We start from the raw sequence: 23,768 nt of genomic DNA, 5'->3' as shown, positions 1-23,768 counted from the left end.
GCGTGAGGGCACGGCTGAACGAACCGTACACGCCGTAATTTTTCGCAGCGCTGATCTCGTAGGCGTCCAGAACGGTGGTCCCGGTCGCACTGACGAGTCGCGCAGGACCACGGTGGAGCGTCGATTCCACGTTCGGGTGTGTTTGCTGGTGTCTCGAAGGCGGCCACAGTCGCTCTACCGCAAGCCAGTTTCTGGGCCAGAAACTCACGCCCGACATATATGATGCAGTCGTCCGTCTACCCAACTGCGGTGGTCACTCATCCCCCGACACTGTACCACCGTCCGTGGCTTGGTCCGCGGGGCACGTGGTCGGTACTCCCACCCCACCCCTCTCCCTGTCCCACGCTGTTTCCCGCGGACGCCCCCATCGGTCCGCTGACGCTGTGACCCTCCCATGTCGAGTCCCGACGGGTTCGAGACGGACCCTGCATTTATATCCAGTCCAGACAACCCTCTAACACAACTGACCGATGAGCACACGCCCGAATACCGGTTCGGTACGGCTCCGGCGGCTCGCGCGGCTCTCGCTCGTCGTCGTCGTCCTCCTCGCGAGCGGTTGCAGTGCGATCGGGAGCGGTAGCCTGTCCGGGACGGCTGAGCAACTCCCGACCGAGCGCGAGGCGGCGGACCGCTACGCGGAGTTGGAGACCATCAACGCGACGGTGACGACCGTCCAGGAGCGGGACAACGCAACGACAACGACCGTTTCGCGGAAACAGCAACGTCTCGACCCGTACGCGTATCACGACCGTGTGCTATCGGTGAGCGCGTCCGCGGACGCGAACCCGCCGCTGGTCGCCGAAGGCGGATTCGTCATCGCCAACGGATCGACGCTGGTGTTCTACGACCCGGCAGCCGAGCGGCTCCATCGGGCGTCGATCGCATCGGACAACGACTCCGTGAAGCCCGACTACCCCGAACTCCTCGGCGCAGCCCGGAGCGGCCGGGCCGTCGGGAAGCCGACCGTGACGCCCGGGATATCGCCGCTGCCGGCTGTCCCGCGGACGGACGGCGAGCAGAACGACTCGACAGCCTACGGACAGGGGAACGTCACGGTCACGTACGCCGGGACCGAGACGGTCGACGGGCGGACCACCTACCGACTTGAGGTGACGCCCGCGTCCGACGCGATGGCACTCGAATCACAGACGCTCTGGCTCGACCGGGAGTACGTGTTCCCGATCAAACGGCAGACGGTCTCGACGTACAATGGAGCCACCTACGAGTCCACCGTCACGTACCGGAACGTGACGTTCAATCCGACGATCGAACCGGGGACGTTCGAACTCCAGGCCGACGAGGTTCCGGACGACGCTGAGCGGGTACGGTCCAGCAGCTACGACTCCCTGGCCGCGTTGGTCAACGCCACCGAGTTGTCGATTCCCGATCCCACGGTCCCGCCCGGGTTCGAGTTCGCGTCCGCGTCCCATCGGACGACCGAGCCGGAGTTCGCTGTGCTCCGGTACGAACAGTCACGCGGTGACGGCCAGATCACTGTCTCTATCGTCGACGAGCCACGCACTGTTTCGAACGGGACGACCGTCCAGATCGGCCCCTACGAAGCCAGACAGAGCCGGACCGACGACCGGACGAGCATCACCTGGAACGCGGACGGTGACCGGTATCACGTGACCGGCCAGGTCGACAACGCCACGCTCCGCCGCGTCGCTCGCTCCGTGGCGGAGACGACCTGAGTGCCGGCCCGGGTTCTGCCCCGGGAAACGACGGGTGGGCGCAATCGGCGGTCCTGTAGTGAGCGAAGCCCCGGCGTGGGCGAGTTGCTCGACCGACTCAGCGACGGGTACGCCCGGGAAGTCCTCGCGGAAACGAGTGTCGACCCATGCACGACGACTCGCCGAACAGTGTGATCCGTCCGAACCGACGGGTCTCGTCGGGTGGATCTCGTCGAGTGGAGGTTCGACGTGCTACACACACGGGCCTGGGACGACGGTCGACACCGCGGCAGTCCCGGCCGAGGGCGATCACCCCGCACTCCGGTTTTCCGGTACCTGCTCGACGACGTACTCCTGACCGACCATCGGGTCGAGCAGGCTGTCGATCGGAGCGCGGTCGTCCCGGAGGATCGGCACGTCCTCGGTTGGGGGCGGGTCCTGGTAGCTGTCGACCTCGTCCGTGAGATCGACGCCGATGTCGCGCTCAGCGTTACGCTGGCGGAGGTTGGCTTCGGAAAGTCGCTCGTCATCTTTCGTCGCGACGAGTTCGATGTTCTGCACGACGGTCGACCCCGAGGCCGTCGAGAAGCTGTAGACCTGTGGGTAGACCTCGTTCACGGTTCGGTACTCCGAGCGGTAGAACTGTGAGGCGGGCCCGCGGGGTGCGGAGATGAGGTTCGACATGAGGATGCCGTCCTCGGAGAGGCGGTCCCGGGTCAGCTGCATGAACTCCACCGTCGTCAACTGGAAGGGGACCTTGTCTTTCTTGTAGGCGTCGAGGACGATGAGGTCGTAGGTCCGGTTGGTCTGGCGGAGGAACCGCCGGCCGTCGTCCGTGTGAATGTTCAACTGGTCCGATTCCTCGACGGCGAAATACTCCTTGGCGACGCGGACGACGGTCGGATCGATCTCGACGACGTCGACGGTGGCGTCGTACTCCGAGACGAACCGCTTGGGACCGCTGAACCCCCCGCCGCCGACGAACAGCACCCGGTCGATGTCGTCGGGGTCCTCGGCCATGAGATACGGCAGGTGGAAGTACCGCGTGTACCTGAAGACGTGTCTGTCGGGGTCGTCGACGTCCATCGCACTGTGGCGCTGGCCGTCGAGATATAGCGTCCGCGTGCCGCCGAGTTCGGTCACCTCTAGCTCCTGGTACGGCGTCTGGGTCTGGTAGACGACCTGACCACCCGTCGAGACGCCGATCGCGCCACTGGAGACCGCGGCGACGAGGAGGACGCCGACGGCGACGGTCGAGTACACCGGTTCGCGTGGGGTCGAGGTGAGCACGAGTCCCGCGGCGGTCGCGACCAGCAGGGCACCGAAGACGAAACCGATGATCTCGATGCTGAACGACGGGATCAGCAGGAACGTCGTCCCGAACGCGCCGATGATACTGCCGATAGTGCCGACGGCGTACACTTGGCCGGACGCCTCGCCGACCCCTTCGGTCTCCGAGAGCTGTGCCGCGTACGGACTGATGAACCCGAGCAGATACGTCGGCGGCCCGAACAGCAGCGTGATCGCCGGGAGCGAGGCGAACCGACTGGGCAGCGGGAACGACCCGCCCAGCGAGAGCAGGAGGTCGCTCGCGAAGATCACCACCGCGACGTAGGCGGCCGTCCAGACGAGCAGTCGGGCGAGTCGCGGCCGACTGGCACGCTCTGCGGCCCGCTTGCCGCCGTAGTGATAGCCCAGGCTCAGCGCCGCGAGGAAGACGCCGATGATGCTTCCCCAGGTGTAGATGCTGCTGCCGAACTGCGGGGCGACGATCCGGCCGGCGAGGATCTCCAGTCCCATACTCGCCACCCCGGAGACGAACACCGCGATTCCGGGGCCGGTGAACCGCCCGTCTGTCAGTTCTCCGACCCAGCCCATGTCTACTCGCCGTTAGGTCTCGGTCCCTAAGTATTGACGGCCGGGCAGGTGGGCCGATACACTCCCGTCCGCTGTGGGACTCATCCGGGCGAATGATTTACGGGCGGTCGATAGTTCTCTATTCCGCGTCGTTGACGAGAGTATCTCCGTTACTGATCGCAAGCCGTGATATCCTTCCGCGCTCGGCTGGGATATAACCGCATATTTGAGACGTATCGAATCAGAAACTGAATATTTCGATATCAAAAGGAGTAACAAAGAGATAGTATGGGAGATATAGTAGTGTCTCCGGGAATAGATCGTCACGATGGACAACGCGGGATGACGTCGTCTCGTTCGGCGGTCGGTTTCCGATACCGCCAGTCAGTTGTGTCTCAGGGCATCAGTCGGCTCCTTTCGGGGCGTGGTAGCCGCAGTGTTCGCAGACGACGGCCGGTGTGTAGTACTCTGTCTGGACGCTCATCTTGATGTTGCAGTCGGGACACCGCATCGGACACCGATATTGTTCGACAATACATATATGTTTGTACGACAGCTGTCGAATCACTCGATTGACGACGCCCGCCGGGACCGGAGAGGTGTCCCGTCACCGGTAGCAACCGACCCTCGCAGTGAGACGAAGTTTTCGGCGAGAACTGTGTCGACCGTAACTATTCTATATCTGGATCTACCCCTTCTAGGCGATGGCGGAAACGCACAACTACGTTAGCGGAGAGTGGATCGAGTCTGAGAGCGGGGAGACTATGCAGAGTCGCAACCCCGCTGATCCGAGTGAAGTCGTCGGCACGGTGCAGTCCTCGACGGCGGCGGATACCCGACGTGCGATCGCCGCCGCGGACGAAGCGGCCGAGGAGTGGGGCGCCACACCGGGGCCGGAACGGGGCGCGATCCTCCGGGAGACGGGGGCGATCCTCGCTGACAGGAAAGCGTCGATCGTCGAGACGCTCGTCCGTGAAGAGGGGAAGACGCGGTCCGAGGCCGGTGGCGAGGTCCAGCGTGCCATCGACATCTTCCACTACTACGCCGGCAAAGCCAGCGATATCGGCGGTGAAGTCAAGGAAAGCAGCGCCCGGGACACGACGCTGTCGGTCCGGCAGGAACCCGTCGGTGTCGTCGCGGCGATCACCCCCTGGAACTACCCCATCGCGATCCCGGCCTGGAAGATCGCGCCGGCGCTGGCGGCAGGTAACACGGTTGTCATCAAACCGGCGACGGTGGCGGGAGTCACGGGTGCGAAACTCGTCGAGGCGCTCGACGACGCCGGGCTCCCTGACGGCGTCCTCAATTTCGTCACGGGCTCGGGAAGCGTCGTCGGTTCGGTACTCACCACCGACGAGCGCGTCGACGCCGTCTCGTTCACCGGCTCGGAATCGGTCGGTGATACGGTCTATCAGGCGGCCGCCGAAGACCAGAAGCGCGTCCAACTGGAGATGGGTGGGAAGAACCCCACGGTGGTGGCGGCCGACGCGGATATCGACGAGGCCGTCGACATCGTGGGCAGCGGGGCGTTCGGTGTGACGGGCCAGGCCTGTACCGCCTGCTCGCGGGCCGTCGTCCACGAGTCCGTCTACGAGGAGTTCGTCGCCGGTATCGCCGAGTACGCCGACGCGCTCGATATCGGGGCCGGCATGACCGACCCGGATATGGGGCCACAGGTCACCCAGTCCGAACTCGACGGGACCCTGGAGTACATCGACATCGCGCAGTCGGAGGGTGCCCGTCTGGTCACCGGCGGGGAACGCCCGACGGGGGAGCGCTACGGTGACGGCTACTTCGTGGAACCCACGGTGTTCGCCGATGTCGACCCGGATATGCGGATCGCACAGGAGGAAGTATTCGGCCCGGTGCTTTCCGTCATCCCGGTCGACGGCTTCGAGTCGGCGTTGGATGTCGCCAACGGCGTCGAACAGGGGCTGTCGGCGAGTATCGTCACCGACGACCTGCGGAAAGCCCACCGGTTCGTCGACGAGGCCGAAGCCGGCGTCGTGAAGACGAACGAGAAGACGACCGGGCTCGAACTCCACGTCCCCTTCGGCGGGATGAAAGCCTCTTCCAGCGAGACCTACCGCGAGCAGGGCGACGCGGGACTCGATTTCTACACCCTCAGCAAGACGGTCTATCTCAACTACTGAGGGCGTCGTCAGCGGGTGAATCGGCCCACTATCGGCGACCGTTTTCGACTGGACACCGTCCCCGAAGCCCCGGGACTGTCGATCCGGACTGCCGGGACTGTCGATCCGGACTGTCCCGTATCACGCTCGGGTCCGCATACGTCGCGTGATGACTGTTCGGCCGCTCGATATCGTCGACTATCTGTTCACGAAGGTCCACTCCGACGATGCTATGCTCGCAACTCTGTTCAACACTGTGGAACAACGGTGTGTGATTGCGGGAGATGACAGTCAGAAATCCGTCCTTAGCGACAGATTCCTGAGAGTGTCGGTACGGTCCCGCTCACGATTGGAGGGCCATGTTAACAGTTTTCACGACTTCTTGGACTAACGTGGGTACACTCGTTATTTCTTCTGTTTGACTATTTGGAACAGTACGACGAGATGGTCCAATACGTACGCGCTAGTCGGAGATCGGCCGTCACAGCCGCCAACACCACATTTTATTATCGAGGCCGGATAGACTCCTGGCATGAGGTATCACCAGCTACGCGACGGAGCGGGTAGCCGACTGGCCGTCTCCAGCGACGACGGCGTCTACGATCTGACAACCGCGAAACCACGGCTGTCCTCGTTTCGAGCCCTGCTACGGGCGGCGAGCATCGCGGACGAATCCCCGGATGCCATCGCGTCCCGCCACCTCGATGCCGCAACGGAACTGTCCCCGGCCCATGTCGAGCAACGACGCCGGATCCCGATCGACGTCGACGAAGTGTGGGCGGCGGGCGTGACGTACCGGATCAGCGAGGAGGCCCGGCGGGAGGAGAGTTCCATGCCGGACATGTACGTCGATGTCTACGACGCCGACAGACCGGAGATCTTCTTCAAGTCCACCCCCAGCCGAACGGTCGGACCGGACGAGGATGTCGGGATCAGGGCCGACTCGAAGTGGGACGTCCCGGAGCCGGAACTCGGCATCGTTCTCTACGAGGGTGATATCGTCGGCTACACCGTCGGCAACGACATGAGTAGCCGCTCTATCGAGGGTGAGAACCCGCTGTATCTCCCGCAAGCGAAGGTCTACGATCGGTGCTGTTCGCTGGGGCCGAGCGTGGCGACCGACATCGACGATCCGCACGCGCTCACCCTCACGATGGCGATCTCCCGCGACGGCGACCGCATCTACAGCGGCGAGACGGGGACCCAGGAGATGGTGCGCAGCTGCGAAGAACTCGTCTCGTACTTCCGGGATCACAACGCCGTCCCCGAAGTGGCCGTGTTGCTCACCGGCACGTCGCTCGTCCCCGAGGACGGGTTCACGCTCCAGGACGGGGATCGCGTCGAGATCGAGATCGAGGGTATCGGACGGCTCCAGAACACTGTCACGACGGTTTGAACCGCAGTGGCGGGCGCGACGCCCGACCACCAGTCGTGGCTCCCCGCACCGAGCACGTCGCCACTGGCTGGGTCCGGGGGAACTCTCGAAAGTATTTTCAGGGTCGATGCGAATTCGTCAGTGACGCATGAACTACGGAGACCTGCGAGACCCTAACGCGGAGTATACCATGCGCGACCTCTCGGCCGAGACGATGGGACTCACCGAGTCCCGCGGCGCCGGTCGCGACGTTGAGATCACCGACGTACAGACGGTCATCGTCGACGGGAACTACCCGTGGACGCTGGTCCGACTCTACACCGACGCCGGCGTCGTCGGTAACGGCGAAGCCTACTGGGGCGGTGCGCTCCCGGAGATCATCGACCGTCTCCGGCCGTTCATCGTCGGCGAGAACCCGCTGGATATCGATCGGCTCTACGAGCACATGGTCCAGAAGATGTCCGGCGAGGGGTCCATCGGCGGGAAGGACATCGCGGCCATCTCCGGGATCGAACTGGCGCTGCACGACGCGGCCGGCAAGATCCTCGACGTGCCCGCGTACCAGCTACTGGGCGGGAAGTACCGCGACCGGGTCCGGACCTACTGTGACTGTCACACCGAGGACGAGGCTGATCCGGAAGCCTGTGCCGACGAGGCCGAACGCGTGGTCGAGGAACTCGGCTACGACGCGCTGAAGTTCGATCTGGATGTCCCCTCCGGCCACGAGAAAGACTGGGCGAACCGTCACCTCCGCCAGCCCGAGATCGAGCACAAGGCCGAGATCGTCAGACGCGTCACCGAACGGGTCGGCGACGAGGCCGACGCCGCCTTCGACTGTCACTGGGCGTTCGCCAGCGGGAGCGCGAAACGCCTCGCCCGGGAACTCGAACAGTACGACGTCTGGTGGCTCGAAGACCCCGTTCCGCCGGAGAACCACGACGTCCAGCGCGAGGTGACACAGTCGACCGGGACGCCGATCGCGGTCGGCGAGAACGTCTACCGGACACACGGCCAGCGCCGCCTGCTCACCGAGCAGGCCGTCGACATCGTCGCTCCGGACGTTCCGAAGGTCGGCGGGATGCGTGAGACCATGAAGATCGCCACGCTCGCCGACATGTTCTACATCCCGGTGGCGATGCACAACGTCTCCTCGCCCATCGGGACGATGGCGTCCGCACACGTCGGGGCGGCCATCCCGAACTCGCTGGCCGTCGAGTATCACTCCTACGAACTCGGCTGGTGGGAGGACCTCGTCGAGGAGGACGACCTCATCGAGGACGGCTACATGGCGATCCCCGAGAAACCCGGGCTGGGACTGACGCTGGATCTCGATGCCGTCGAGGCCCACCTCGCAGCGGGTCAGGAACTGTTCGACGAGGCCTGACCGCGTCTTTTCGGTTCCTCGTACCTTCGACCACCGATAAATTTAACAGATAGTGGTTATACCTCGATAGTGTATGGTCGAACATGACAGTCTTGACTCGGTTATGAAGCGGCGACAGTACTCACGAGTTCGAGATGACGGCGACGGTCGTCGAGCCGATGGGCAACCAGAACGTCGTCCACCTCGCGTTCCCCGGCGAGACCGAGGGGACCGAGGACCTCGTCGCGACGACGGACGGCCGACAGCGAATCGAGAGCGGCGCGACGGTGACGGCTCACGTGCCCGTCGAGGCGATCCACGTCTTCGACGCCGAGAGCGGCGACGCGCTCTACACCCGTGACATGGCGTTCGCCGAGCAGGAACCGATGCTGTAGGGATCGCTACACCGAGCGACTTTTTCGGACGAGTCAGAACGCGCTGTCCGCGAAGCCGCCGTCGACGGTGAGGACCTCGCCCGTGACGAACGACGCGGCGTCGCTGGCCAGGAAGACGGCCGCGCCGACGATCTCCTCGCGCTCCGCGACCCGACCGAGCGGGGTCCGTTCGTCGATCTCGGCCCGCTTTTCGGTCCCCTCGGCGTAGGTGTCCTCGTTCTGCGGCGTGATGACGAATCCGGGTGCGATGGCGTTGACCCGTATCTCCGGGGCGAGTTCCTTCGCCGAAGCGCGCGTGAACGACTCGACGCCGCCCTTGGCCGCAGCGTAGGCCGGGAGGTCGGCCATCGCGAGGCGGGCCGCCAGCGACGAGATGTTGACGACCGCGCCCTCGCCGTCCATGCCCGGGACCAGCGCCTGAGTCACCCGCCGGACCCCGTCGAGAGCCACGTCGGTGACGAAGTCCCAGTCGTCGTCGCTGATCCCGAGTACCGACTCCCGGGAGATCGCACCCTGTGAGGCGACGACGACGTCGATCCCGCCCAACTCCGACACGGCGGTCTCCCGGAGGTCGTCGAGGGTCTCCCGCTCGGTCACGTCACAGGTTTGACGGGCGGTGTCGACGCCGCGGGCCTCGATCGCGTCGGCCGTCTCCGCGACGGCGTCCGGGCTCCGGCTAGTGGCGATGACGTCGGCTCCCTCGCTCGCGAACCCGAGAGCGATGGCCTGTCCGATACCGCTCGTGCCGCCGACGACGACGGCGCGTTTGCCCGCAAGCGAGACTGGCGTGTGCTCGTAGGAAGGCATACAGGCGGTGTCGTCGCGGCCGTATTTGGTCTTTGTGGAGGAGCCCCCGGACGGGTCGCCAACCACAGAATTATTAGGGGCGACCCAGTTGTTCGGTGTATGAGAGGGTTAGCAAAAGTGCGCCGTAGCCACGGCGCGATGGAGTTCGTCGACCGGGACCGTCCGGAACCAGCGCCCGACGAAGCACTCGTCGAGGTCGACTACGCCGGCCTCTGTGGCAGCGACGCCGGGATCTACGAGTTCGAGTCGGCCTTCGAGCGGATGGAGCTGCCGACGGTCATCGGTCACGAGTACGCCGGCCGGATCATCGAAACCGGCGACGCGGTCTCGAAGTTCGCCGTCGGCGACCGCGTCGTCGAGCGGCCGATCCGCGGCTGTGGCGACTGCTATCAGTGTGAGATCGGCGAATCGAACGTCTGTCAGGACGCGGTCATCACCGGCGTCGACCACGACGGGGCCTACGAGCAGTTCGTCGCTGTCCCGGAACGGGCGCTCCACCCCGTCCCGGAGTCGGTCCCCCAACAGTACGCCGCCGTCGTCGAACCGACGAGCATCGGCGCTCGGGCCGTCATCGAGAACTCCCGGGTGACCGCCGGTGACCGCGTCCTCGTCGAGGGTCCCGGCCCGATCGGCCTCCTGACCGCTCAGATCGCGCGCGCACAAGGTGGCACGGTCGTCGTCTCCGGCGTCGGCCAGGACGCGGAGTACCGGCTCCCGCTGGCCCGGGATCTGGGGTTCGAGACGATCAACATCGCCGAGGAGGACGCTGCCGCCCGGCGAGCGGCGCTCACCGACGGGGTCGGCTACGACGTCGTCTTCGATACGACCGGGCACCCGTCGGGGCTGCCGTCGGCCGTCGAGGAGGTCCGGAAAGGGGGCCAGATCGTCCTCGTCGGACAGACCGGCGAGACGACGATGGAGTACTCCCCGCTGGTCCGCTCGGAGATCGACCTCCAGTGCTCGTACGCGTCGATGTACGACGATTTCGAGCGGTCGCTCCGCCTGATCGACCGCGGCGCGGTCGACTGCGAGACGTTCGTCGACGACCGGTTCTCGCTGACGGCGGCCGACGAGGCCTTCGAGGCGTTCCTCGCGGGCGAGACCTGCAAGCCGGTGTTCGATGTCAGTGAACTCCACGGCTGACATACACGATCGCTTACACCTTTCAGAAGGTTTTACACCGCCCGGTCGGTAGCCCGTCGCAATGAAAGAGTGGTTCGACAACTACGACGCCCGCGACTGGCAGACGACCACCGAGGGAACCGTTCGGTTCGCGTTACTCGGCCTGGGCTGGTGGACGATCGACGTGGCGCTTCCGGCCATCGCGAACTCGGAACTCGGCGAGGTGACGACGCTGGTCAGTTCCTCTGTGGAGAAAGCCCAACGCCTGGCCGCCGACAACGGCGTCGACCGTGGCATCAGCTACGACGGCTTCCACGACGGCGAGGCGGCCGACGCGTACGACGCGGTCTACGTCGGGACGCCCAACGCCTACCACCTAGAGTACGTCGAGACTGCGGCCGACCTCGACAAGGCAGTGCTCTGTGAGAAGCCCATGGAGTCGACCGTCGACCGCGCGGAACAGCTCGTCGAAACCTGTGAGCAGGCCGGCGTCGACCTGATGATCGCCTACCGGATGCACACCGACCCGGCCGTCCGGCGGGCGCGAGCGCTCATCGAGGACGGGTTCATCGGCGACCCCGTGTCGGTCTACGGGAACAACAGCCAGCCGCTGCTGGAGATGATCCCCGACCACGACCAGTGGCGCCTGGACCCGGAGCTCTCGGGCTACGGGACGTCCGTCATGGACCTGGGCATCTACTCGCTGAACACCGCCCGGTTCCTGCTGGGCCGGGACCCGGTCACGGTCCAGGCCCGAATGAGCAGCCACCACGAGGCGTTCTCGGCCGTCCCCGACGAGCGCTCCGGCGCGCTGCTCACGCTAGAAGACGGTGTGACGATGGTCACCACCTCCAGCCAGCGGGCCCAGGAGGACACCCAGCTCAAAATCACCGGCACGGCGGGACAGATCGACATGCACCCGGCGTTCCACGGCAAGTGCCGGCTCCACCTCTCGCGGGGCGAGGTCTCGGGGACCGTCGAACAGACGGCCTTCGACTCACAGCGGGAGATGCGGGAGGAGTTCGACTACTTCGCAGACCGTATCCTCACCGGCGGGGAGATCGTCGCCGACGGGCGCCACGGGCTCGAAGACATGCGCACCATCCGGGCGATACACGAGGCCGCCGACACGGGCGAGATCGTCACCCTCGACTGACAACAACCGTTTTGTACGTTTCTCACGATAGTTACTGCATGTCCAAACCAGCCAAGAACCCACTCCAGTCGGTCACGACGACGTTCGAGATCCTCAACGCGTTGAAGGCGCTCGACGGGGCGGGCGTGACCGAGTTGGCGCGACATCTCGACATCCCGAAAAGCACCGTGCACAACTACCTCAGTACGCTCGAACAGGAGGAGTACGTCGTCAGGGAGGACACCGAGTACCGGGTCGGACTCCGCTTTCTCGAACTCGGTGCGTACGCCCGACACGTCCAACAGCTTTTCGAGATCGCGAAGCCGGAGGTCGACCGCCTCGCCGAGGAGACCGGAGAGCTCGCCAACCTGCTCGTCGAGGAACACGGACGGGGGTCGTATCTCTATCGTACATACGGCGACCAGGCGGTCCGAGTGAAAGCACACGTCGGGACTCGCGTCCCGCTGCACACGACCGCGCTCGGAAAGGCCATCCTTGCCTTTCTCTCCCCCGAAGAGGTCGACGAGATCGTCGACCGTCATGGACTTGACGCGCCGACAGAGCAGTCGATCGGTAGCCGGGAGGAACTCGACGAGGCGCTCGCGGAGATCCGCGAACGCGGCGTCGCCTTCGACGACGAGGAGCGGATCGACGGCCTGCGCTGTGTCGCCGCGCCGGTCAGGGACGACGGCGACGAGGTCATCGGCGCGATCAGCGCCTCCGGCCCGACGAACCGACTCCAGGGCGACCGGTTCCGCGAGGAGATGGCACAGAAGGTGTTGGAGGTCGCCAACGTCATCGAACTCAACGTGACCTACTCGTAGGTAGCGGACGCCGACGACCCCAGCGACGGCAACATTTATGCCCTTCTCGGCCGCCCTGTGGGTATGCGCTTTGGCGTCCTCAGCACGGCAGCTATCGGTATCGACTCGGTCATCCCCGGCATCCAGGCGAGCCCGCACGAGGTCGCGGCGATCGCCTCGCGGGACGGCGACCGGGCGGCGGCGGTGGCCGACCGGCTGGACATCCCGACGAGCTACGGCAGCTACGAGCAGTTGCTCGACGACGACACGCTCGACGCCGTCTACATCCCGCTTCCGAACGGCCTCCACGCCGAGTGGATCCGGGCAGCCGCCGACGCCGGACTCCACGTCGTCTGTGAGAAACCGCTCACCGCGAGCGCCGAGGAGACCGCGGCCGTCTTCGACTACTGCGAGGAACGTGGCGTCACGTTGATGGAGGCGTTCATGTACCGCTACCACCCGCTGACCGAGCGTGCCGTCGAGGTCGTCGACGACGAACTCGGCCCGGTCAGAAACGTCACGTCGACGTTCACATTCCGGATGCCGGACGGCGCCGAGGACATCAGACTTGACCCCGAACTGGCCGGCGGGAGCGTGATGGATGTCGGCTGTTACGCCGTCAGCGCCGCCCGGCTGTTCCTCGGCGATCCCGACCGGGTGTACGCGACGACGACCGACCGGCGCGACTGCGGCGTCGAGACGGAGACGGCCGCGGTCCTGTCGTACGGCGACGGGGCGAGCGCACGGCTCCAGTCGGGCTTCGAGACGCCGCTGACCCAGTACTACCGCGTCGAGACGACGGATGGCTGGCTCCGGGCCGAACCGACGTTCGACGTCGGCGTCGACAACCCGACCGAACTGACCTACGCCGTCGACGGGCGCGAGGTCACCGAGCGGTTCGACCCGGTCGATCACTACCGCCGTGAGATCGAACAGTTCGCCGACTGCGTCGACAGTGGCGCGACTCCGCGGGTCGACCGCACCGAGAGCGTCGCCATCATGCGCGTCATCGACGCGCTCTACGAGAGCGCGCGGACGGGACAGCCAGTCGAGTTGGACTGACGCCGGGGCCAAGTCCAGAACTGCGAGAGCTTGTCCCGCCCGTAGCTGTCCAGCCATCCGACTCGGACGGGTGGGTATGTCCAAAACACGGCGGCCAGGGGATCAGTTGTTCGGACCCGGTATCGAACGCTCCGGTCCCGTTTGAGCGATGGCACGCCGATCGTCGTCCCGATACGTCGGCCATCCGAATATGTTCCTCCCAATGTTCACGTATATGGGCTATCATCTGACAGCACGGCGGTATTTAATGATCTATAGAACATAAACACGCGTGACTGTCCGGTCTCCGGTCATAAGACGGCGGAAACACTCCGCGGATATTTCAAGAGTGCGAATAAAGTGATAAATACCCGCATTATCGAGGTGTTTCGAACCTATCCGATCGTCGACCGTCTACCCCGGGGACTCGCGATCGATCTGTGGTCACGGGTTCGCCGGATTCACTCACCACTCGCCGGTCGCCCCCTCGGGCCACGACTGATCGGCCGCCGCCCGTTCGATCTCGTCGAGTCGGGCGGTCACGTCCGCGACGAACGACTGGTCGTCGATCCGCGTCAGGTTCTCCCGTGCGGTGAACGCCGTCGCCCGCATCGCCGCGTGCGCGAGCAGACGGCCGGTCACCGCGTCGGGCCGGGCGTTCTCGTTCCCGTGAGTCGTAACCACCGTTCCGATTTCGACGACGGCCAGACACGCCTCGGCGATGGTCAGCGGGACGCCGGTCGCCCGCTTCAGTTCGGCCGTAGCGTCGTCCGCGGGCAGTGTGGCGAGCAGGTCGTCGACGGCCGAGGCGTCCGACTCGCCCAGCGTCATGAGGCGGGTCCGGAGTTCCTGTAAGTCCGCACGGGCGTCGCGCAGTTCGGCCGCGGCGTCGGCGCGACACTCGCCCCGTTCGAGCGTGTGGAGACAGACCATCTCACAGAGGGCCGCGCCGGTCGCGCCGACGACCGCGGCGGCCGTCCCGCCGGCCGGCGTCACCGCTGTCGACGCGATGTCGTCGAGGAACTGGTCGAGAGAACGGCTGCCGTAGTCCATGTGGGCCACCACTCACCGAGCGGGCATAGGCGATTCCCCGTGGGACTACTGGTCGAGTCTGCCCAGCCGCCACTCCTCGGTGTCGGGCGTCTGGTTGAACGTGTAGATGTGGACGCCCCGGATACCGTACTCCTCGTCGTCGACGTACGGTGCGAGGCCGTCGATGAGCGCATCGGGCTCGTAGGTCCCCCGCGAGCCGACGAGTTGTCGGACGAACCCGAGGACGCCGGTGGTCTTCCGGAGGAACTTGATCGAGTCGCCCACGCCGACCTTCTGTGAGATCTTCATCAGCCGCTGGTACTTCATCACACCCGGGATGCCGACCTCGATAGGGAGGTCGATGTCGCGCTCGCGGACCGCTTCGATCCACTCGATGACGGCGTCGGGGTCGTAACACAACTGCGTGACGATATACGTCGCGTAGGGGGCCTTCTTCTCCATCGCCTCGGCCAGCGTGGCCTCGTCGAGGAAGTCGTGGCCCTCCGGGTAGCCGGTGATACCCACTTCCTCGAAGGAGTACGGTGTCTCCGACAGCGCCGAGAGCAAGTCGTAGGCCGATTCGAACTCGCCGGCGGGCTCCTCGCGGTCGCCGCCGGGGACGAAGATGTCGGTGATGCCGGCCTCGGTCAGCCGCCTGGCGATCTCTTCGAGGTGCTCCCGGTCCTCGACGTAGCGGGCCGCGACGTGGGGGACGACGTCGAAGCCCTGTGCGACCGCCTCTTCGGTCTTTTCGACGGTCGTGTCGATGCCCAACTGGGGCGATGTCGTGATCGCGATCGTCGCGTCCGTGGGGAGGTGGGTTATCTCCTCGTCGAAGCTCTCGAACGGCATCAACTCGAAGCGTGCGTTCGTGAGGAGTGTCTCGACCCCACGGCGGTCCGTCGTACGGCTGGTTCCTAAGGACATTGTTTAGCTATTAAATGTGGTCTGAGTACTTTGTAGTGGGGGTGTGCCAGGGAACCCATTTAAGAGTGATCGCTCGGGGCACACTGTCTGATGCGAGCCACGGCCTGCTCGTAGGACGTTTCCTGCTGGTCGCCGTCGGAGATGCGGTGGAGGACGAGGCCGATGAGATTGAGTTCGCGCAGGAGATCACGGGTCTGCTGGCGCTCCAGTCCCAGCGCACGCTGGACCTCGTAGATCGCCGAGGAGTTCACGACGGCCTCGACGACGCCCTCCAGCGTGACGCCCTCGGGCATCCCGATGCCGTCGGTGACGAGTTGCTCGTCGGGCATCGCCGCCGTCGGATCGGTCTCCGTGTCGGCCGCGCTCGCGTCGTGGGCACCCGCATCAACCGTGTTCTCGCGCGCTTCGCCCGACCCGGTGTCGTACGTGTCCGGTTTGTGGACGCCGGCCTCGATCATGTACCGGCGGACCGTCTCCGCCGAGATCTCCATCTCTATCTCGCGGCTCATCTCGGTGAAGGTGTCATAGCTGTCGTACAGCGCCCGGAGGTACTCCGTGTCCTCGTAGGGTGGAACGGAGTCGTCCCGGACCGCCTGCGGGCCGGTCGCTGTCGGATCGTCGTCCTCGTCACCCATCGAATCGGCGGCGCCATCGTCGGTTCGGTCACTCGTCGGCTCCTCCGTCCGACGCGGTTCGTCCGCCTCTGTCGGGTCGGTGTTGCCGGGATCGATGGTCAGTTCGACGGTAAGCAGGAGACCGTCGTCGACAACCCGGACGGCGCCTTCGGTGGCCGAGACTCCCGAGAGGTTGTCGGGCAGCGTGCCGGGCGTCGACCTGTCGAACTCCACCTGGAGCCCACCGCTGTCGGTTAGCGTGGCCGTCTCCGGGGTGAGTGTCGAGTCGCCGTCGGCCCCGGCGGGGCACAGCGACACGGGGACATCCAGCGTGACCGACAGTCCGTCACCCGAGCCGTCGTCGGCCGTCGCCTCGACGTTCCGGATCTCACGGCCGCGTGACTCGTACTCGTCGATGATGTCGGAAAGGATATCGAACGAATTCTGTAATCCCATGGTATTGTTTATCTATGACACGTTATGGTGGATAACGATATGTGCGGAATAGCAAACCCATTAAAATACCCCCAAAATAATCGGGACACTCTCACCGACGGTCCGACTCGGCGCGGGTCGCGATGGCGGCGACGCGTTCCCCGGCGGCGACGACCGCTTCCCGGGCGAGCGAGTACGGGACCCCGCCGTCGTCGGTGGTGACGGTCTGGAGCGACTCGAAGGTGGCCGGGCAGTAGACGGTCCCCAGTTCGGCGCCCGGGGGGACGTAGTCGCCCACGTCGACGCCGGGACGGAGTTCGAACAGTCCCGAGGCCTGTGCGCGGACCGTCTCGCCGTCGTCCCGGAGGGTCGTCCGGTCGGGCGGCGACGCCGGCGTGTCCGGGAGCACCGAGAGCGACCGGAGGACGTTCACGAGTCCGCCCACACCCGTCCGGATGGCGTCGTGGGAGACCTGGCGGCTGTTGCCGAGTTCGGCCGTTACGGCCGGAATCCCGGCGTTCGCGGCGGCCTCCCGGAAAGTGCCCTCGGCCGACGCCTCGCTGTCGGTGTCGGCCAACACGAACTCGGTCCCGAAGGCGGTCGCCAGGTCCCGGGCCGCCTCGTCGTCGGCGCGATAGCGCACGTGTTCGAGCATGTCGGCGGTTCCGGTGTGGAGGTCCACGGCCGCGTCGGCGTCGCCGGCGAGGTCCCACAGGCGGGCGGCCAGGCGCTCCTGGAGGCTCCCCTCGCCGTCCCCGGGCCAGACGCGGTTCAGGTTCGGGTTCACCACGTCGTAGGCCGACGGGGTGGTGTACGAGCGGTGGTCGAACGCCGGTGGGTTCGCCACCGGCACGGCGACCACCGTCCCGGCGATCTCGGCGCCGTCGAGTCGCTCGTCGAGGCGGCGCAGGACTGCCGGCCCGTTCAGTTCGATGCCGTGCTGTGCAGCCTGGAGGTAGACGGTCGGTCCCGGCCCGCCCGTGTACCGGTGGACCGTCACGGTCAGGTCCGCGCCCGAGGGCAGTCGGCCGAGGCGACGGTCGGTCCGCGTGTGCGTGACGGGTTGGTGTTCCATACCCTGTCAGGGTACTGTGGGGACAAAAAAGGCGAGCGTGGCGGGAGTTTATTTCCGCCGGCCCCGAGGGGGCGGATATGCATATCGAGACGGAGACGTGGACCGATCTGGCCGACGCCGAGACGGAGCTGGCGCTGGTCCCGGTCGGTAGCACCGAGCAACACGGCCCGCACGCCCCGCTGGGGACGGACACACTCAACGCAGAGGCGGTCGCCGACGCGGCCGCCGACCGCTACGACGGTGAGGTCGTCGTCGCGCCGGCTATCCCGGTCGGCGTCGCCGAGGAACACCGGGCGTTCACCGGCACGCTCTGGACCAGCGAGTCCACGTTCCGGGCGTACGTCCGGGACGTCGTCGACAGCCTCGCCGCTCACGGATGGGACCGGGTCGTTCTGGTCAACGGCCACGGCGGGAACATCGCCGCCCTCCGGGAGGTGGCCGGCCGGATCGTCCGCCACGACGACGCTTACGCCGTCCCGTTCACGTGGTTCGACGAGGTGGGTGAGCAGGACATCGACATGGGCCACGGCGGACCGATGGAGACCGCGCTGTTACAGCACGCGAACCCCGAAACGGTCCACGAGGACCGCTTAGCGGAGGCTGCGTCGGGCGGGGCCGACCGCTGGGGCGACTGGCAGGGGCGTGTCAACCTCGCGTTCGACTCCGACGAGTTCACCGAGAACGGCGTCGTCGGCGACCCCCGCGACGGGAGCGCCGACCTGGGCGAACAGTTGCTCGAATCGGCCACGGGGTCGCTTGTCGCCCTGCTGGAGACCGTCGCCGACCGGGAACTTCCCGAGCGTTAGGCCTGGAGTTCTTCCCAGCGCTCGACGCCTGCCTCTGCGACCTCACGGTCCTGGGAGACCGCGCCGCCGGAGACGCCGATCGTCCCGACGATCTCGCCGTCCCGCTCCAGGGGGTAGCCGCCGCCGAAGATGACGATGCGGCCCTCGTCGGTCGACTGGAGTCCGTACAGCGAGTTCCCCGGTTCCGATGGCTCGGCGAGTTCGTGGGTCGGTGTCTCCAGCGCCGCGGCGGTGTAGGCCTTGTTCCGCGAGATGCTCACCGACGCGAGCCACGCCCCGTCCATGCGGTGCTGGGCGACGAGGTTCCCCTCGCTGTTGGCGACGGTGACGACCATCGGGTTGTCGATCTCCTCGGCTTTCCGTTCGGCTGCTTCGATAACGTCTGTCGCTGTCTCGAGTGCAATAGACTGGACCATGCAATCCCCCGGTTCGCCGGGTACCGTCTTAGAACCCAGGTTTCAGTCAACCGACACCGCTGTCGTGGCCCTCCGGCGTCGCCCGGGACCCGACAGCGGTCGGGACCGGATACTTCACAACGATAGTGTTGTGAACTACGAACCACCACTAGTTAGTATCCCTACCATTTGAAAAGCCCGCCCCGGCCAGCGGAAACTATTTGCCGACCCCACCGTCATCCTCAGACTAGATTTATGCAACCGACCGAGAACCTACCGGAACACGCCGACACCGTCATCGTCGGTGCCGGTATCGTGGGGTGTAACCTCGCGTACCAACTGACCGAGATGGGGAGAGAGGACGTCGTCGTCGTCGACCAGGGACCGATGCCCACCACGGGTGGCTCCTCGACGCACGCGCCGGGGATCATGTTCCAGACGGCCGAGCCGAAGACGCTCAGCCAGTTCGCGAACTACAGCCGGAAGCTCTACTCGGACTTGGAGGGCGCAGACGGCAAGCAGGCCTACAGCGAGACCGGCGGTATCGAGGTGGCACGCAGCGAGGAACGGATGGCGTTCCTCCAGCGCCGTGTCGAACACGCCAAGGCCTGGGGGATCCCCGATCCACAGATCCTCTCACCTTCGGAGGTGACGGACCACCTCCCGCTGGTCGACGAGGAGGAGATCCTGGGCGGGTACTACTCCCCGACCGACGGCCAGGTCTCCGGCGTCGTCGCCTGTGACGCGCTCGCAAGGGAGGCGATGGACCGGGGCGCGAAGTTCGTCCCCCACACCCGAACCGAGGACGTCGACGTCGAGGACGGCGCTGTCCAGCGCGTCGTCACCGAGAACGGCACTATCGAGTGTGACGAGGTGGTCGTCGCGACGAACATCTGGGCGCGGCAACTGGGCGAGGAACTCGGTGTCCACCTCCCGGTGACGCCGGTCGAACATCAGTACACGATGACCGAGTCGCTGGAGGAACTGGCCGACAACGCGGTCGACGTCACCGACCACCCGCTGTTCGAGAACTACGAGAACGTCTCCGGCGAGAAGACCAAACGGCTCCTGGCCGACCCGGACCGTCCCATCCTCCGGGACCAGGACAACGCGATGTACTACCGGACCCACGGGGACGCCTACGGCATCGGCTCGTACAACCACGAGCCAATCGTCCCGGACCCACGGGACCTGGGCGGCAACGACCCGGACGGCGAACAGGGGTCGGTCCACGAGTTCACCGACTTCCACATGGACAACGCGACCCATCCGGATCGGCCCCACAAGGCCCCGCGCCAGGCCAGCGACGAACTCCTCCCCGCGACGGCCGGGAAAGAGCTCGAACACAAGTACAACGGGATGTTTGCCGAGTCCCCCAACGGGCTGCCCGTGATGGGACCTGTCCAGGAGTACGACGGGCTCTGGACCGCGGCGGCAATCTGGGTCACCCACGCCGGCGGCGCGATGAAAGCGCTGGCCGAGTGGATGGAGACGGGCGTCCCGCGGCTCGACGACGGTCCCATCGACCTGGCACACTGTGACGTCAACCGGTTCGACGACCACGAGGGAAGCTGGGACTTCGCCCACGACATCGGCGGCGAGGAATACCGCATCGTCTACAACATCATGCACCCCAAGTGGGTGTGGACGGACAAACAGCGCGACATCCGCCGGACGCCGATGTATCACACCCACAAGGAGTACGACGCGGAACTGTGGGCCGAGGCCGGCTGGGAGGAACCCCAGTGGTTCGAGTCCAACGCGGACCTCGTCGACCGCTACGAGGACCAGATCCCCGACCGGAACGGCTGGGAGGGCGTCTACTACTCGCCCATCGAGGGCGCCGAGGCGCTGAACGTCCGGGAGAACGTCGGCCTCCACGACATGACGTCGTTCAACAAGATGGAGGTCGTCGGCAGCGACGCCGGCGAGTTCGTCCAGTACCTCTGTACGAACGACATGGACATCGGCGTCGGCGACGTGAAGTACACGCTGATGTGTAACGAGGGCGGCGGCGTCCGGGCCGACATCACCGTCACGCGGACCGACGAGGACCGCTACCTCCTGTTGACGACTGGTCGCGAGGTGGGGAACAACCACGTCGCCTGGGTCCGCGAACAGGCCCCCGACGGCGTCGTCGTCAACGATGTCACTTCGAGCCTGGCGGCGATGGTCTGTACCGGCCCGAACGCCCGGAAGGTCCTCTCGAAGGTCACCGATGTCGACCTCTCGGACGACGCCTTCCCGTTCTTCACGAGCCAGCAGTTCTTCGTCAAGAACGTCCCCGTGACGGCGCTGCGGGTCTCGTATGCCGGCGAACTCGGCTGGGAGCTGTACACCCCCTCGGAGTACGGCGAACGACTCTGGGAACACCTGCTCGAGGCCGGCGAGGAGTACGGGCTGCGCCCCTACGGTAACGGCGCGCTCAACGCCCTGCGCATCGAGAAAGGGTTCCGCCTCTGGGGGAAGGACCTCCACACGGAGCACACGCCCGAGACGGCCGGCCTCGGCTGGGCCGTCGACATGGACACCGACTTCATCGGGAAGGAGGCGCTCCAGAACACCGCCGAGGCGGCGGCCGACGGCGGCGCTCGGCGCAAGGAGGTGGCCTGTCTCACGCTGAACGACGAGGACGCGACCATCTTGGACAACCGTCCGGTCCTCGACGGCGAGGAGTCCATCGGCTACGTCCACAGCGCCGAGTACGGCTACACCGTCGGGGCGTGTGTCGCCTACAGCTACCTCCCGCCGGAGTACACTGACCCCGGTACCGAGGTCGACATCCTCTACGAGGGCGACCGCTACACTGCGACCGTCCGCGAGGAACCGCTGGTCTCCTGAGCACGGACCCCGAACACCGGCGTCCGGACTTTTTCTCCGACCGATCGAACGATCCGCTGAATCCGCCGATTTTCCACCGTCGTCGTTTAAATGGGTGTACTATCCGTGGCCAATGGTGATAGTGTCTACGAGAAGAAAACCACACGTATGACTAGATGGAACGCGTCTAACGACGGTGTTACTGCAGTCAGTCCGGATATAACCGACGAAACGAACGCATTACCTGCAAAATACTTCACAGAGCCACAGATTCACGAACTCGAAAAGGAGAAGATATTCGGTCGGTACTGGGTGTACGCCGGACACGCGAACGCGATTCCGGAGACGGGAGCGTACTTCACGCGAACGATCGGCGACAAGCAAGTGATCATCGTCCGCGACCACGACGACGAGATACGCGCGTTCTTCAACGTCTGTGCACACCGCGGGTCGAAGATGGTCGAGGATACGCCCATGACCAACCCCGGCAACATGGGTCGTATCCGTTGTCCGTATCACATGTGGTCGTACGACCTGGACGGCGACCTCGACAGCACGCCGAAGAGCTTCGAGGAGGCCGGGCTCAACCCGGACCTGGATGACGAGGAGGTCTGTAGTTTGGACGCCAGCGAAAACGGACTCAACGAGGTCCGGACCGACCGGATCGGACCGTTTGTCTTCCTCAACTTTGCCGACGACCCGATGCCGCTGGCCGAGCAGGCGGGGACGCTGAAAACGGAGCTGGAAGCCATGCCCCTAGAGGAGTACGAACACGCGGCGCGGTACGTGTCGGAAGTCGACTGCAACTGGAAGACGTTCGCAGGCAACTACTCGGAGTGCGATCACTGTCACGCAAACCACCAGGACTGGATCACCGACATCGAACTCGACGAGTCCAACCTCGAAGTCAACGACTATCACTGGATTCTCCACTACACCCACGACGAGGATGTCGACGACGAACTCCGCATCCACGAGGAACACGAGGCGAAGTTCTACTACTTCTGGCCGAACTTCACGGTGAACATGTACGGCACGGCCGACGGGTACGGGACGTACATTATCGACCCGATCGACGAGGGGCGGTTCCAGCTGATTGCCGACTACTACTTCAGCTCCGCGGAGATGACTGACGCGGAACGAGAGTTCGTCCAGACGAGCCGGCAACTCCAGGAAGAGGACTTCGAACTCGTCGAACGCCAGTACGAAGGGCTGCAGTCCGGAGCGCTCGCCCAGGCACAACTGGGACCGAACGAACACACCGTCCACAAACTGCACCGACTCGCACAGGAGGCCTACGAAGCGTGACTTCGGTGTCCCGGACAGACCAGCGAGCGGACGTACCGTTCGTCGCTCGATCCACCGAGACAGGTGCCCGCATCGAGGCGTCGACAGCGAACGAGGTGATCGCGGTCTATCGACGCCAGCAGGGACTGCTGGACACGGATCTCGAATGGGTCTTCGCGGACCATCCAGCAGTCACGACGGTTTCGGACTCGGACGGCATCGAAACTGTCCTCCGGGCGCTCGACGACGATTTCGAGAACGGCGTCCCGCTTGGGATTCTCGCCGCTGCGATGAGTAAACAGGGCTGGACCGTCGGGGACACGCTGGCCGAAGTGTACGACTTGCGTATGGAAGGTTCGCTCTGGGAACCCCGGTCCGATCACCTCCGGCCGGTCTGAGGAGTCGCTACCCGTCATACCGGTCACGATCACTTGATTCGCCTCTCCACTCACAGCAGCAGCCACGTTGTTTCGTAATGCCCCGTCGCCCCAGTCGGATACCAGAAACTGTTAGCTGTGTAGAATGCTGTGGTTCGTCGTGGCCCGTGGTGCAACCCGTCTCGACTTGAATCCCTATTCTGGCATGTATGGTCTATAGAGGGGTTCTATGTCTGGAATTCTCGATCTCGATATCCCCGCCATCGGTGTTTTTATACTTGTGTCAGAAGCAGTCTC

Annotated in this window: 20 protein-coding genes; 13 read left to right on the top strand and 7 right to left on the bottom strand. The window is 65.2% G+C overall.

Going from position 1 to position 23,768, the window contains the following annotated elements; genetic code table 11:
• Window positions 1–470 precede the first annotated feature (470 nt).
• Entirely contained in the window at window positions 471–1,694 is a 1,224-nt protein-coding gene (locus VJ109_RS04880) for a LolA family protein (RefSeq protein ID WP_324759470.1), read from the top strand.
• 288 nt (window positions 1,695–1,982) lie between these two features.
• Here the strand turns inward: VJ109_RS04880 and VJ109_RS04875 are convergent, their stop codons facing one another.
• A complete protein-coding gene (locus tag VJ109_RS04875) occupies window positions 1,983–3,551 on the bottom strand; it encodes a spermidine synthase (RefSeq protein WP_324759469.1) in 1,569 nt (522 codons plus the stop codon).
• A 683-nt stretch (window positions 3,552–4,234) separates the two neighbouring features.
• On the opposite strand from VJ109_RS04875, the gene xacF reads away from it, so the two are divergent.
• From xacF to VJ109_RS04855, 4 genes are all read left to right on the top strand, one after another.
• Window positions 4,235–5,683 carry a 2,5-dioxovalerate dehydrogenase gene (xacF, locus tag VJ109_RS04870; RefSeq protein ID WP_324759467.1) on the top strand — a complete coding sequence of 483 codons (1,449 nt, stop codon included), beginning with the start codon at window positions 4,235–4,237 and terminating at the stop codon, window positions 5,681–5,683.
• A 511-nt stretch (window positions 5,684–6,194) separates the two neighbouring features.
• Entirely contained in the window at window positions 6,195–7,058 is an 864-nt protein-coding gene (locus VJ109_RS04865) for a fumarylacetoacetate hydrolase family protein (RefSeq protein ID WP_324759466.1), read from the top strand.
• A gap of 127 nt (window positions 7,059–7,185) precedes the next feature.
• On the top strand, window positions 7,186–8,421 hold the full coding sequence (locus tag VJ109_RS04860; RefSeq protein WP_324759464.1) for a mandelate racemase/muconate lactonizing enzyme family protein: 1,236 nt from the start codon (window positions 7,186–7,188) through the stop codon (window positions 8,419–8,421).
• A 134-nt stretch (window positions 8,422–8,555) separates the two neighbouring features.
• On the top strand, window positions 8,556–8,795 hold the full coding sequence (locus VJ109_RS04855) for a TOBE domain-containing protein (protein ID WP_324759462.1): 240 nt from the start codon (window positions 8,556–8,558) through the stop codon (window positions 8,793–8,795).
• A 33-nt stretch (window positions 8,796–8,828) separates the two neighbouring features.
• Here the strand turns inward: VJ109_RS04855 and VJ109_RS04850 are convergent, their stop codons facing one another.
• The gene (locus VJ109_RS04850; RefSeq protein WP_324759460.1) at window positions 8,829–9,602 is read right to left on the bottom strand and encodes an SDR family NAD(P)-dependent oxidoreductase; all 774 of its coding nucleotides are present in this window, start codon (window positions 9,600–9,602) and stop codon (window positions 8,829–8,831) included.
• A gap of 99 nt (window positions 9,603–9,701) precedes the next feature.
• Between VJ109_RS04850 and VJ109_RS04845 the strand changes: the two genes are divergently transcribed.
• From VJ109_RS04845 to VJ109_RS04830, 4 genes are all read left to right on the top strand, one after another.
• Window positions 9,702–10,745 (top strand): zinc-dependent alcohol dehydrogenase, encoded by a 1,044-nt coding sequence (locus VJ109_RS04845; protein WP_324759458.1) that lies wholly within the window; start codon window positions 9,702–9,704, stop codon window positions 10,743–10,745.
• A gap of 61 nt (window positions 10,746–10,806) precedes the next feature.
• Window positions 10,807–11,880, top strand: coding sequence for a D-xylose 1-dehydrogenase Gfo6 (gene gfo6, locus VJ109_RS04840; protein ID WP_324759456.1), 1,074 nt, complete (start codon window positions 10,807–10,809; stop codon window positions 11,878–11,880).
• 38 nt (window positions 11,881–11,918) lie between these two features.
• Window positions 11,919–12,683 carry an IclR family transcriptional regulator gene (locus VJ109_RS04835; protein ID WP_324759454.1) on the top strand — a complete coding sequence of 255 codons (765 nt, stop codon included), beginning with the start codon at window positions 11,919–11,921 and terminating at the stop codon, window positions 12,681–12,683.
• Window positions 12,684–12,746: 63 nt separating this feature from the next.
• Window positions 12,747–13,724 (top strand): Gfo/Idh/MocA family protein, encoded by a 978-nt coding sequence (locus VJ109_RS04830; protein WP_324759452.1) that lies wholly within the window; start codon window positions 12,747–12,749, stop codon window positions 13,722–13,724.
• 444 nt (window positions 13,725–14,168) lie between these two features.
• Here the strand turns inward: VJ109_RS04830 and VJ109_RS04825 are convergent, their stop codons facing one another.
• The 4 genes from VJ109_RS04825 to VJ109_RS04810 all read right to left on the bottom strand — a co-directional run bounded on the left by VJ109_RS04825 (window position 14,169) and on the right by VJ109_RS04810 (window position 17,786).
• Window positions 14,169–14,756 (bottom strand): cyclodeaminase/cyclohydrolase family protein, encoded by a 588-nt coding sequence (locus tag VJ109_RS04825; RefSeq protein WP_324759450.1) that lies wholly within the window; start codon window positions 14,754–14,756, stop codon window positions 14,169–14,171.
• A 45-nt stretch (window positions 14,757–14,801) separates the two neighbouring features.
• Window positions 14,802–15,662, bottom strand: a complete 861-nt coding sequence (locus tag VJ109_RS04820; protein ID WP_324759448.1) for a methylenetetrahydrofolate reductase — start codon at window positions 15,660–15,662, stop codon at window positions 14,802–14,804.
• A 59-nt stretch (window positions 15,663–15,721) separates the two neighbouring features.
• Complete coding sequence (locus VJ109_RS04815) at window positions 15,722–16,732, bottom strand: DUF8073 domain-containing protein (protein ID WP_324759446.1); 1,011 nt, start codon at window positions 16,730–16,732, stop codon at window positions 15,722–15,724.
• A 91-nt stretch (window positions 16,733–16,823) separates the two neighbouring features.
• Window positions 16,824–17,786, bottom strand: a complete 963-nt coding sequence (locus VJ109_RS04810) for a succinylglutamate desuccinylase/aspartoacylase family protein (RefSeq protein WP_324759444.1) — start codon at window positions 17,784–17,786, stop codon at window positions 16,824–16,826.
• A gap of 77 nt (window positions 17,787–17,863) precedes the next feature.
• Between VJ109_RS04810 and VJ109_RS04805 the strand changes: the two genes are divergently transcribed.
• Entirely contained in the window at window positions 17,864–18,592 is a 729-nt protein-coding gene (locus VJ109_RS04805; RefSeq protein ID WP_324759442.1) for a creatininase family protein, read from the top strand.
• On the opposite strand, the gene VJ109_RS04800 is transcribed toward VJ109_RS04805, so the two are convergent.
• Entirely contained in the window at window positions 18,589–19,008 is a 420-nt protein-coding gene (locus VJ109_RS04800) for a GlcG/HbpS family heme-binding protein (RefSeq protein WP_324759440.1), read from the bottom strand. The genes VJ109_RS04805 and VJ109_RS04800 overlap by 4 nt on opposite strands.
• A gap of 234 nt (window positions 19,009–19,242) precedes the next feature.
• Here VJ109_RS04800 and VJ109_RS04795 point away from each other — a divergent pair, with 234 nt between their 5' ends.
• From VJ109_RS04795 to VJ109_RS04785, 3 genes are all read left to right on the top strand, one after another.
• Window positions 19,243–21,828, top strand: a complete 2,586-nt coding sequence (locus VJ109_RS04795; RefSeq protein ID WP_324759438.1) for a GcvT family protein — start codon at window positions 19,243–19,245, stop codon at window positions 21,826–21,828.
• A 147-nt stretch (window positions 21,829–21,975) separates the two neighbouring features.
• On the top strand, window positions 21,976–23,115 hold the full coding sequence (locus VJ109_RS04790) for an aromatic ring-hydroxylating oxygenase subunit alpha (RefSeq protein ID WP_324759437.1): 1,140 nt from the start codon (window positions 21,976–21,978) through the stop codon (window positions 23,113–23,115).
• On the top strand, window positions 23,112–23,492 hold the full coding sequence (locus VJ109_RS04785; RefSeq protein ID WP_324759436.1) for a hypothetical protein: 381 nt from the start codon (window positions 23,112–23,114) through the stop codon (window positions 23,490–23,492). The genes VJ109_RS04790 and VJ109_RS04785 overlap by 4 nt, the downstream gene beginning before the upstream one ends.
• The last annotated feature ends 276 nt before the right edge of the window (window positions 23,493–23,768 follow it).

It is taken from the genome of Haloarcula montana, assembly GCF_035666295.1.
Taxonomy (GTDB): domain Archaea; phylum Halobacteriota; class Halobacteria; order Halobacteriales; family Haloarculaceae; genus Haloarcula; species Haloarcula montana.
Note: the sequence above shows the minus strand (reverse complement) of the source record. Positions and strands in the feature narration are given on the sequence as shown.